Source organism: Roseofilum sp. Guam, from assembly GCF_017746735.1.
GTDB lineage: Bacteria > Cyanobacteriota > Cyanobacteriia > Cyanobacteriales > Desertifilaceae > Roseofilum > Roseofilum reptotaenium.
This window is the reverse complement of the sequence record NZ_JAGHZN010000011.1, coordinates 91,335-102,933: the sequence shown is the minus strand read 5'-3', so window position 1 is coordinate 102,933 and position 11,599 is coordinate 91,335. Positions and strand designations below refer to the sequence as shown.

Annotated in this window: 10 protein-coding genes, 1 pseudogene and 1 riboswitch; of the genes and pseudogenes, 8 read left to right on the top strand and 3 right to left on the bottom strand. The window is 46.6% G+C overall.

Features of this window, described 5'->3' with window-relative positions; translation table 11 throughout:
* From J7529_RS05755 to J7529_RS05730, 6 genes and pseudogenes are all read left to right on the top strand, one after another.
* Positions 1–1,048, top strand: a pseudogene (locus J7529_RS05755) (hypothetical protein); the annotation flags it as partial.
* Between the two features lie 41 nt (positions 1,049–1,089).
* A complete protein-coding gene (locus tag J7529_RS05750; RefSeq protein ID WP_271936466.1) occupies positions 1,090–1,944 on the top strand; it encodes a hypothetical protein in 855 nt (284 codons plus the stop codon).
* 35 nt (positions 1,945–1,979) lie between these two features.
* Positions 1,980–4,202, top strand: a complete 2,223-nt coding sequence (locus J7529_RS05745; RefSeq protein WP_318728199.1) for a VgrG-related protein — start codon at positions 1,980–1,982, stop codon at positions 4,200–4,202.
* Positions 4,203–4,326: 124 nt separating this feature from the next.
* Positions 4,327–5,487 carry a DUF4336 domain-containing protein gene (locus J7529_RS05740; protein WP_318728198.1) on the top strand — a complete coding sequence of 387 codons (1,161 nt, stop codon included), beginning with the start codon at positions 4,327–4,329 and terminating at the stop codon, positions 5,485–5,487.
* Between the two features lie 78 nt (positions 5,488–5,565).
* Entirely contained in the window at positions 5,566–6,225 is a 660-nt protein-coding gene (locus J7529_RS05735) for an NAD(P)H-dependent oxidoreductase (protein WP_318728197.1), read from the top strand.
* An 84-nt stretch (positions 6,226–6,309) separates the two neighbouring features.
* Positions 6,310–6,561 carry a hypothetical protein gene (locus J7529_RS05730; protein ID WP_318728196.1) on the top strand — a complete coding sequence of 84 codons (252 nt, stop codon included), beginning with the start codon at positions 6,310–6,312 and terminating at the stop codon, positions 6,559–6,561.
* Between the two features lie 120 nt (positions 6,562–6,681).
* Here J7529_RS05730 and J7529_RS05725 read toward each other — a convergent pair whose 3' ends face one another.
* From J7529_RS05725 to bchD, 3 genes are all read right to left on the bottom strand, one after another.
* Positions 6,682–7,410: a Bax inhibitor-1 family protein gene (locus J7529_RS05725; protein ID WP_318728195.1), complete on the bottom strand. Its 729-nt coding sequence runs from the start codon at positions 7,408–7,410 to the stop codon at positions 6,682–6,684.
* A gap of 93 nt (positions 7,411–7,503) precedes the next feature.
* Positions 7,504–7,716 carry a hypothetical protein gene (locus J7529_RS05720; RefSeq protein ID WP_318728194.1) on the bottom strand — a complete coding sequence of 71 codons (213 nt, stop codon included), beginning with the start codon at positions 7,714–7,716 and terminating at the stop codon, positions 7,504–7,506.
* 153 nt (positions 7,717–7,869) lie between these two features.
* Positions 7,870–9,894 carry a magnesium chelatase ATPase subunit D gene (bchD, locus tag J7529_RS05715; RefSeq protein ID WP_318728193.1) on the bottom strand — a complete coding sequence of 675 codons (2,025 nt, stop codon included), beginning with the start codon at positions 9,892–9,894 and terminating at the stop codon, positions 7,870–7,872.
* Between the two features lie 106 nt (positions 9,895–10,000).
* Between bchD and J7529_RS05710 the strand changes: the two genes are divergently transcribed.
* Together J7529_RS05710 and J7529_RS05705 are read left to right on the top strand one after the other, a co-directional pair.
* Complete coding sequence (locus tag J7529_RS05710) at positions 10,001–10,930, top strand: hypothetical protein (protein ID WP_318728192.1); 930 nt, start codon at positions 10,001–10,003, stop codon at positions 10,928–10,930.
* Between the two features lie 14 nt (positions 10,931–10,944).
* Complete coding sequence (locus J7529_RS05705) at positions 10,945–11,151, top strand: hypothetical protein (protein ID WP_318728191.1); 207 nt, start codon at positions 10,945–10,947, stop codon at positions 11,149–11,151.
* Positions 11,152–11,222: 71 nt separating this feature from the next.
* Positions 11,223–11,363: riboswitch (cobalamin riboswitch) on the top strand.
* The last annotated feature ends 236 nt before the right edge of the window (positions 11,364–11,599 follow it).

Below are 11,599 nucleotides of genomic sequence, written 5' to 3'. Positions count from 1 at the left end.
CACTGATTCTCCTGCTGCACTCACCTCAAATCACCCAACTCCCTCGCCTCAAAGAACAGAAGAAATCACTGATTCTCCTGCTGCACTTTCCTCGGAAAAATTAACTCCCTCACTTCAAAGAACAGAAGAAACACCTAACTCTCCTACTGCACTTTCCTCAGAAAACTCAACTCCCTCACTTCAAAGAACAGCAGCTATCACTGATTCTCCTACTGCACTTGCCTCAGAACAACCAACTCCCTCGCCTCAAAGAACAGAAGAAACACCTGACTCTCTTGGCACACTTGCCTCAGAAAACTCAACTCCCTCACTTCAAAGAACAGAAGAAACACCTGACTCTTCTGGTGTACTTGCCTCAGAACAACCAACTCCCTCACTTCAAAGAGCAGAAGCTATCACTGATTCTTCTGCTGCACTTGCCTCAGAAAACTCAACTCCCTCGCCTCAAAGAACAGAAGAAACACCTGATTCTTCTGGTGCACTTGCCTCAGAAAACCCAACGCCATCAATACAAAGAATAGAAGAAATTAATGACTCTATATTAAATTCTGAGGGTAGTGTGTTAAGTGAACTTTCTGCTTCAGACAATGTGTTGCAAGGTCGTCTGGGTAATTCTGGAGATGGTTTGATGAGGAATAGGGGAATTTTAGGGAGAAGTAAAAAAATGCTGAATGTTAAACAGTCTATGTTTTTGCCTTCAGGTATTTCTATGAGTGCTAGTGGGGAGGTTTCTAGTAGTGATTTTACGAATAAACCTAGGAATTTAGAGCAGTTGATTCAAGAGTCTTTAAAGGCGAGAAGTGAATTAAAGGAAAAGGTTTCTCGACGTAAAGCGAGTGAGGTAAAACCTATTAGTAAGGACGAAACAGAACTTTACGAATATTCAGAAAATGTTACAACAGAAATGGAAGAGGAGGAAGAAAAGGAAGAAGATAAAACGGATGTGGTTGAATTGTTGGCTAGGGAGGTTTATGGATTGATTCGTCAACGATTGACTATTGAGCAAGAGCGCTATGGCTCTTTTTACTCTGGTCGTTTGCCTTGGTGATTTGGTTAAATAGGAAGGGTTAAGGATTAAGGAGGTGGGCAATGGGACTTTCGGATGCATTAACGTCGGCGACTAAGGGAGCGGTACTAACGGGTGCAGATCTACTGATGATGGAGGCAGCGATCTCCGCAGACAAAGAACGAGAAAATATTTATGATATAGTCGAGGCTGAAAAGCAGAAGGCTGCACTCCAACTCTATCAACAGCAGTTTCTACAAGGGGATGTACGTTTAGTTAAAGCGGCGTTGATTCCGAGGGATGGGGAAGCGAGCAGTATTATTCGCTTTATGTTTAATCCAGAGGAATTACGATTTAATCGGAGTGTTAAGATTGAAGATATGCAAGGGGCAAGAACGGAACGGGGCTTGCCGAAAGTGAATTTTGGATTTGTGGAACCCTACAAACTAACTTTGTCTAATTTAATTTTTGATACCTATGAGTCGGGAACTAATGTTTTAACGCAAATTCAACCCCTTCTAGATGCGGTGGATTTTAGTTCATTTAAAGATCCATTTGATGAACAAAAAGTTACAGTGAATGGAAAGAACTATTCTTATCAAGAACGAACCTTGGCGGTTTCGCTCGGAGATTCTATGCTCTCTTCGTTTACGAAGTCTATTAGTGGTGTTGATGTCTATGGTTTGGAGGAATATGGTTCAGAAAATCTATCCAAACAAGCGATTGAGTTAAGACGACCTCCTGTGTTTTATTTTATTTGGGGAGATAAGATTTATATGCGCTGCATGGTAGAGTCTTTGGATTATAGTTTGAATATGTTTCGGCCTAATGGAGTACCGGTCAGAGCTGTGGTAACCTTAAACTTGAAAGAGGTTGATCTAGGGGTGGCTAGTCGTAAGTTTAGCGAACGCCAGAGTTTTGTTCAAGGCGCTACTTAATATTGAGTGGATTGGTTTTTTGAGGAATTACGAGTATGAGTGATGAAACGCTGTTTGTTTCGACTCCTATGGTTGAGATTGAGGGAGCAACTGAGGAGGAGATGAGTAGTTTTATGCGGGATATTTTGCAAATTTCTGTGGAGGAGAGTTTGCATTTACCGGGAATGTTTACGCTGGTTATTAATAATCCGTATAGTCCGTTGGATGATGAGACACAAACTTGGCAACACGATCCTTTAATTCAAATTGGAAAAAAGGTTAAGATTGGTTTTATTGGCAGTACGTCGGAGGAAAATGAAGAGGCGAATCAGGATTGGTTGATTGATGGGGAAATTACAGGGATGGAAACCCATTTTACGAATACGACTCAAGCGCCGATTGTGATTCGAGGCTATGATTTATCCCATCGTTTGCATCGCGGACGTTTTAATCGTTCGTTTCAGGATTATACGGATAGCGATATCGTTCGGAAAGTTGCTAAGGAAATGGGGATAGAGGAGGGGCATATTGATGATAGTGGCAAGACTCACCCCTATGTTTTCCAGGAAAATCAAACGAATATGGAGTTTTTGCGGGAGAGGGCGGCGCGAATTGGGTTTGAGTTGTTTGTGCAGAATGGGACGTTGCATTTCCGCAGTCCGACGGAGAGTGAGGTGTTGCAGTTGGCTTGGTTGACGGAGGTGGAGAGTTTTCGGGTGCGGGTGACGAGTTCTGAGAAGGTGGATGCGGTTGAGGTACGGAGTTGGGATTATCGGTATAAAAAGCCGATTGTGGCTAAGGTTGATCGCCACAATCTGATCACGAATGTGGAGGGAAAGGGTGAGGGAATCGTGGATACGAGCGATACAAATGACAGCAGTATCCATTTTATTGAGGATAACTTTGGTTCTAATTTACCGTCTCCTCGGCTAATTGTGGTGGATAAACCGGTGGCTAGTCCGGATGAGGCTGATCGCATGGCTCAAGCGATTTATGATGAGTTGGGGGGGGAGTTTATCTATGCGGATGCCCATGCTCAAGGGAATCCTCTGATTCAGGTGGGTAAGGTGATTGAGCTAACCCAGATGGGGCGCTACAGTGGCAGGTATTATGTGACGGAAACTCGCCATCTCTATTATCAGGGGGTTTATACAACGGAATTTAGTATTCGGGGATTGCGAGGAGGGTCGATTTTCGATATTTTATCGCCGCAAAATCGTTTACGGCCGGGGCAAACGTTGATGGTGGGCATTGTGACGCATAATCGAGACCCGGAGGGGTTGGGGCGAGTGCGGGTTAAGTTTCCGACGCTGAACCCGGAACCCGATGGTAGTGCCCATGCGAGTCAGTGGGCTAGGGTGGTGAGCGTGGGTGGAGGTAAATATCGGGGGTTTGATTGTTTGCCGGAAATTAATGATGAGGTGTTGGTGGCGTTTGAACATGGGGATGTGCATCGTCCTTATATTATTGGTGGGTTGTGGAATGGGCAGGATAAACCGCCAGAACCGATCAATCGTACGATTTCCGATCGCGGAAAAGTGCGCTTAAGAACGTTCAAAACGCCTAGTGGCCATACCTTGCAGTTTGTGGAAGAAGACCAATATGCTAGTCGAGATGGGATTTATCTGCGCAGTAGTGCCGGTCATGAGATAGAACTCAATGATAGCGATCGCGCCCTGGAAATTACCACCAACGGCCAAAACAAAATCCGTTTTGATGACCGCAACCAGCGCATCGAAATTCAGACTAGAGGCGGCCATCACTACATTCTTGATGATACCCGGCATAATATGACCCTAAAATCTACGGGAACCATGAACCTGAATAGCTCTAGAGGGGTGCAAATTAACCCAGGACTGGGTCAAGTGGGTGTATCTGGGAATCTGAGCTGTCAAATCTTAACAACGGGACAATTGATTATCGGATTTGGGGCGAATCAAGTTAATGTGGGAGAGGCGATCTCTAACCTACAAAAACAGGTCACTCAACAACAACAAAGCTTCCAAAACTACGTTCAACAGCAACAAACCCTCGATCAACAGCAAGATGCAGCTCGAGCGCAACTGGCTCAACAACTGCAACAAGCACAAAACCAAGCGGCCCAACTTACCCAAACTCAACAACAACTCTTGCAAGAACAGCAACGCCAACAAACCGTCGATCAACAGCAAAATGCTGCACTACAACAAACTCAAAATCAACTGAATACTCTCATTAACCCAGCCAGTCCGAGTCCGAGTCCTACCCCTACTCCAACTCCAACCCCTCCCGCACCATAGCTCCAGAGTTCCAAGCTATGAGACAATATAAAAGGCAGTTTGGGCAGGTCTACTTCTTTTTGAAACAATAAACTTTTAATCCTATCTCCCCATTCCCTGTTTAATCTCTAACGTTCAACCCCCCTTGAGTGACCTATCTTGGCCCTTTTGGCCCCTCTTACCTCTCTATCCCTACGGTCAACGGCGAACCCTGCGCCAAGAAGTCGTCCAAGACACCATCTGGACGTTTGACCAGCTTCAAGGCATTCTCTACGTGGTCGTTCCCATTCGCATGACGATTATCAAACTCTCCTCTGGGGGGTTACTGGTCTATGCACCGGTTGCACCTACTCCCGAATGTGTGCGATTGGTGAATGAATTAGTCGATCTCCATGGAGATGTTAAATATATTATCCTGCCCACGGTTTCGGGACTCGAACATAAAATCTTTGTCGGCCCCTTTGCCCGTCATTTCCCCCAAGCTCAGGTTTTTATTGCTCCCCACCAATGGAGTTTTCCCTTCAATTTACCGGTGACCTGGCTGGGGTTACCGGGCAACCGCACCCATATTTTGCCTACGGACAGCCGTCAAGCCCCCTTTGGTGCTGAATTTGACTACCATATTCTCGGGCCGATTAACCTCGGGCCGGGACAGTTTGAAGAAGTTGCCCTGCTCCACCGAGCTACGGGTACAGTCTGCGTCACGGATACCATTATCTCTCTTTCTGAACAGCCACCAGCGATCGCCCAATTTGACCCCTATCCTCTCCTCTTTCACGCCAAAGACAGCGCCTCAGATCCCATTCAAGATACCCCAGAAAACCGTCGCAAAGGATGGCAACGCATTTGTCTGTTTGCCCTCTATTTCCAACCCAGCGTCCTTGAAACTCCCAAATGGTCAACGGTTTTAAAAAAAGTCATCAGCGCCCCAGACCGGTCTAAAAAAGCCTACTTCGGTCTCTTTCCCTTCAATTGGAAAGCCAATTGGAAACAAGCCTTTCAACCCCTGAAAAATCGTCTCTGGGTCGCTCCTGTTCTACAAACTTTGATTCTCAACCGCGCTCCCCAAGAAGTCTTAAATTGGTCTGAAAAAGTTGCCCGCTGGGACTTTCAGCGTCTGATTCCCTGTCACTTTAGTGCCCCCATTCGTGCCACGGGTTACGACTTCCGACAAGCCTTTTGCTTCCTCAAACAACACCCTCTTAGTCCCTATTCCTTACCCCCAGAAGACCTCAAACTTCTGCAAACGATCGATCGCAATTTATCCCAACGCCGAATTGTTCCCCCTGCACAACAGAAAGTTTAGAGGTAGTGATTCTGTTCGGTTAAGCCCTGCGGTAGGATAATCAATGCGATCGCACTAAACATTCTTGAGAAAACACCTATGACTGTTGATACCGTCTCCGCTGATAGCGTCCTGAATCAACTCCAGTGGCGTTATGCCACCAAAAAATTCGATCCGACGCGCAAAATCCCAGATCCTGTATGGAACGTCCTAGAGCAAAGCTTAGTCCTAACTCCTTCTTCCTTTGGACTGCAACCGTGGAAATTTTTTGTCCTCACAGACTCTCCTGTGCGCCAGCAGTTACTGGAGCATTCTTGGGGACAAACCCAAGTTGTAGAAGCTTCCCATTTAGTCGTATTGGCAATTAAAAAAGACTTTGGTGTAGCAGAAGCAGAGCGATATATCGAATATATGGCGCAAGTACGAAATACCCCCATCGAAAAACTAGAAGGGTTTGGGAAGATGGTTAAAGGGTTTTTGGGGAGATCGCCCGATCAATTTAATGTCGATGATTGGTCCACTCGGCAAGTCTATATCGCGATCGGTCAATTCATGACTACTGCTGCTATGCTAGGGGTAGACGCTTGTCCCATGGAAGGCTTTATCCCCGATAAATACGATGAAATCCTCGGATTAAGTGCAAAAGGCTATCATTCAGTTCTCCTCTGTCCTGCTGGATATCGTGCTGAAGACGATAAATACAGCCAACTACCCAAAGTTCGCTATCCGACCGAAGACATTGTAGAGTATATCCAGTAATCATTACAATCTTGAGGGTCAGTCTGAAGGTTTGACCTTCATCCCTCTAACGCATTAAACTCACTTACCCCCTAAAAAACATTCATGCTTGATGACCTACTCAATTCCAAGAAAGCCAGGAAGAGCTTAAAAAAAAGCTTTTCAACCGTTGAAAAACTAGCAACCAACAGTTTGAGCAGTAAAGAAACTTCTGACTTGATCTATAAATCAAAGAAAAATGACTTAAGCGATCAAGAGGTTGCCAACTTACGCGAAAAAGGGATAAAAGGCTATAAATTTATTCAAGAAAATTTCCTCAGTAAGAAAAAGAAAAAGAAGAAAAAAGATCTTTTCTAGAATTCAGTCATCTATAGCACTTCGCGCTATAGATGTGTTGACCTAAAGGATGCGGGTTAGCTGAAACCCCTCCAGCTAACCCGCCTTTATGTTAATTCACATTAATCGACAGTGAATGGCTTAATCTCGGCCAAAAATTGCAATCAGCAGGCGCAAGATAAACACAAACAAGTTAATGTACGTTAGGTACATCGACAGAGCGGCAGATAGATATTGCTCATCCCGATAGGTACGGGGGAGAATAAAGAAATCTACTACGGCAACGCCACAGAAGAGGAAAACGCCAAAACCAGAAATGGCAATTTCTAACCAGTTGGGGGTATAAACGCCAAAGAGAGAAAAGATAACTTGGGCTAAGATAACCACGACAAAGGCAACTAAGGCCATTTGAATCGTTTGGGTTAGAGCCAAACCATCTTGCTCAGAGAGGTTCGATCCAATTTGGCGAGCGAAGACAAAAGCGACTCCACAACCGAGAGCAGCGAAGGCAATACCTTGCATTCCTACACCTTCGGTTCCTAGGGCAACGTAAACTAAGCCACTCAGGGTATAGCCAGACAGGAGACTATAGGTTGCCAGCAACGGGAGAGCAGTGCTGTTATTGGCTTTTTCTGCAACTCCTCTAGCAACAAAGAAAAGCACTAACTCGGCAATCATGGCCACAATAAAACTGGGCATGAAGATACCGGGGTTAGTTTGGATGACGGTTAAGCCACCATAGGTTCCGAGAGCGGTTAAAACCAAGCCTCCGCCGACATAGGGAAGGGCGTTAGGAATTACATTGGGTCCAACAACCAGTTGTCCCTTTGCTTCACGAATGTCATTGAGAAAGTTTGAACTGTTACTCATGGGTGTTTCAATGAAACGTCTATTACAAAGCCATATTTTATATTGTGGCGCAAAGCTCCGTGGAGTTTCCAATAATTACCCAGTTTGCTTAATCTAAAGGAGGATTAACAGCACAATCACACTGAGGAGGGCAAGGATCGCAGCAGAGGGGCGATCGCCTTCATCCTCTCGATAATCGCGATCGCATCTATCCAAAGAGCGCTCTAACCCACATTTGAGACAAACATAGCGACGGGGGTTTTTGGGATCTTGCACAAAAGGACAATAATTTTGGGAACAATCCGTCAGACAAGTTTTTCTAGACATAAGCAGAAATCCTCAACCCTTCTGGTTGCTCCATACAGGGGGGTTGAGGTTGCTTCCGGAAGATGGAGGATTGGGGGATTGGGAAACACGGAGACACGGAGACACGGAGAGAATCAATCACCGATTACCGATTACCGATTACCCATTACCCCATCATCTGGCTTTGATATCGGCGATCGCACTTCGAGCAACGCCGGCGATCGCCTGATCCGTTGCTTTGGGCAAATGATAATAACTCCCACCCGCCGTTTTTGCTAACTCCTTACCAAATCCTGTGGAAATAAACTTGCGCTCCGTATCAATGACCAACAGCTTAATCCCCAGGGCACGAATACGAGCTGCAATTTCTAATAACTCGTTCTTAATATCCGGTTTTTCCTCCCCTTCCAAGGGTTCACCCAAGGAACGTGCCAGGGGAATATTCCCTCGACCATCCGTAATTGCCACTAGAACCACTTGACCAATATCGCCGGATTGTTGGGCGTTCATGCCCACGCGCACCGCCGTTGTCAAACCATGGGCTAGGGGAGAACCGCCGCCACAGGGCATCACTTCCAGTCTACGGCGGGCAGAGGCGATCGAACGGGTGGGGGGTAACAAGACCTCCGCTTGCTCGCCTCTGAAGGGAATGAGGGACACCTGGTCGCGATTTTGATAGGCCTCCGTGAGCAGTTGCATCACCGCACCTTTCGCTGACTGCATCCGGTTGAGCGCCATAGAACCCGACGCATCCACCACAAAAACCACCAGCGCCCCAGACTTGCGGGCTAACCGTTTAGAGCGCACATCACCCGATTCCACAATCACACGGCGGTGGGGGTTGCGGGCGCGTCTGGCTTTCTGATAGGGAGCGGCTGCTCGCAGGGTGGCATCGACGGCAATGCGACGGACTCTACCTTTGGGTAACATCGGTTTTACATAGCGGCCGCGATCGTCTGTAAAGATCAGGGTACGACTCCCCGATTTTCCTTGCCGTTTGGCCATTTGAGCAAAATAAAGCACGCTGGAATCGAGAACGACCCCTTCGGGATCGAAGATAAATTCTTCCGGGACACTGGGTTCATCCGGTTCATTCTCTTCTGGGGGATCGTCGTCCTCTTCTTCTTGATCTTCGTCGTCATCATCCCGATCCTGATCTTGGTCTTGGGGAGGTTCCGGGGGAGGAGGAGGCGGTGGAGGTTCATCCGGAGGTGGGGCTTGAATTACGGTTGCTCTGGGCACAATCACCAGTTGGACGGCGGTGCGTAAATCTTCTGCACTCACCTCCGTGCGTCCTTCTAAGGCAGCCGCTGCTTTAGCCACTTTCACCGCAAAGAGTTCAGCCCGATGACCTTGCACGGCTCCCCGAATGGCTTCCTCAACCAGATAGCTTACTTGCTCCGGGGTAATGGTGACATCTTTGAGCCATTCCCGCGCCAGTAAAATTTGGGTTTTCAGGTTGTCGAGTTCTTCCGTATAGCTTTCTAGGAAAGCTTGGGGAGATTGGGTGTAGGACAGGGCTTGGCTCACGGCATCTACCCGTTGATCGAGGCCAAGAACACCATCAGCAGAGAGGCTAATGGCTATCCTATCTAAGAGATGTTCCCGAAGCGAACCTTCTTCCGGGTTGTATGTGGCGATCAGAATGGCTTGACAGGAATGTTCAATACTAATCCCTTCCCGTTCGATGCGGTTGCGTCCTTCACTGAGAACAGTGAGCAATTGGTTACTGATTTGGTCATCCAGAAGGTTGATTTCATCCACGTAGAGAACGCCACGATTAGCTTTTGCCAGCAGTCCCGGTTGAAAGACGGTAGCTCCTTGCTTAACGGATTCTTCTACATCCACCGATCCTAAGAGCCGGTCTTCGGTAATACCGAGGGGAATTTGCACAAAGGGCGCGGGTATAATTTCAGTTTCTGTGTTTGCTTCTGGATGTAATGAATCATGGGGAGCTTGGTTCCAGAAGGAGTCTTTGACGATTTCGATCGCCGGAAGCAGGTCATGCATTGCTCTAGCCATGACTGATTTTGCCGTACCGCGACGACCGGCGATCGCCACTCCTCCTAAACCCGGATCGACAGAAGCCAGGAGCAGCGCCAGTTTAATGGCTTCTTGGCCGATAACAGCAGTTAAGGGAAAGTTTCGGGAGGACGTGGGGTTTGGGGCGATCGCAGAGGGAGACTCGGTAACAGGCATGGTATATCAATAAAAGTTAACCATCCTCTAGGATACCGAAAAAGGGGATGGGGGAGATAGAGGAATACAGGATAACGTAATCATGATTCATTCAAGTTAAATTCAAATGACGGATTACGACTCCCCCTGGAAAGAAGCCATCTCCTTATACTTTCGCGACTTCCTAGAATTCTTCTTCCCCAACATCGCTGCTGACATCAACTGGCAACGGGGTTTTGAATTTCTCGATACCGAACTGCAACAAATCAAACGGGAAACTGAAACCGGAAAACGAGATGCGGATAAATTAGTCAAAGTTTGGCGCACTGACGGCACGGAAACCTGGGTTTTGGTTCACATTGAAATTCAATCCCAGCGCCAAAGTAAATTTGCTGAACGCATGTACCTGTATCACAGCCGGATTTTTGACACTTACCGTCGCTCCGTTGCCAGTTTAGCCATCCTAGCTGATGAACAAACTCGATGGCGACCCACTCAGTATCAAAAAAAGTTATGGGGATGTCGCGCCCTGTTAAAATTTCCCATGGTCAAACTCTTGGATTACGATCTGAGTCAATTGGAGCATAATTCTAATCCTTTTGCTGCTATAGTTGCTGCTCACCGGGCTGCCCAACAAATGGGAGAGGATGTACAACAAAACTATCAGCGCAAATTACAATTGGTGAAAAGCCTCTATCAACGGGGACTAAGTCGAAATGATATCGTAGAACTATTTCGCCTAATTGACTGGTTGATTGCCCTACCAGCAAAAGAAGAGCAGCGTTTGTGGACAGAAGTTGAGAGTTTAGAGAAGGAGGATCAAATGCCTTATATTACCAATGTCGAACGCTTTGGAATCCAGAAAGGTTTACAACTCTCTCTTGTTCGTGTCCTAGAAGCGAGATTTGGTGAGATTCCTTCATCGTTGAGGGAGCAAGTGAGTCAGATTAGAGACTTGGAAGCGCTAGAGAGGCTTGTGGTGCAAGTAGTTAGCATTCAATCTCTAGAGGCTTTTGAATCCGAGTTGAATTCCTTGATGCCTAACGAGACAGAATAAAGAAGGAGAATCAAATGCCTTATATTACCAGTGTGGAGCGCTTTGGAATCCAGAAAGGTTTACAACTCTCTCTTGTTCATGTCCTAGAAGTGAGGTTTGGGGAGATTCCCTCGTCGTTGAGGGAGCAAGTGAGTCAGATTAGAGACTTGGAAGCACTAGAGAGGCTTTTCGTGCCAGCGGTTAGTAGTCAGTCTCTAGAGGCTTTTGAATCCGAGTTATAGTTGATTTCAATAAGAATGAGACATGGTTGTAGGGGCGAAAAGTTTTTCGCCCCTACATTGTGGTATGATAACTCATTCTGATGGGGAGCAGCCATCAGAGGTAACGGGGAAAGCTTGGTGCAAATCCAACACTGTCCCGCAACTGTAAGGAGATAGAAAACATCATAAATCATCTCTAAGTCAGGATGCCCGCCGAAGTAAGTCTCTTTAATCACTATTCTGCGAGGTACAGAATCATGTCACAAGTTTATTGCTTCTAGTTACTTTATCGATACCCCCAACCCCGCCTTAAAAAAGGAAGGCGATAGGGAAAGTTAGGGGTATCTTGCTGCATTGTGTGGACTAGAAACTGAAGTTCGCCCTCAACACTTCTTGTTGGTTATTACCCATTACCCATTACCAGCGCGACGCGCTATAGTCTATGAACGATCGCAAGCTTCTTTTTCGA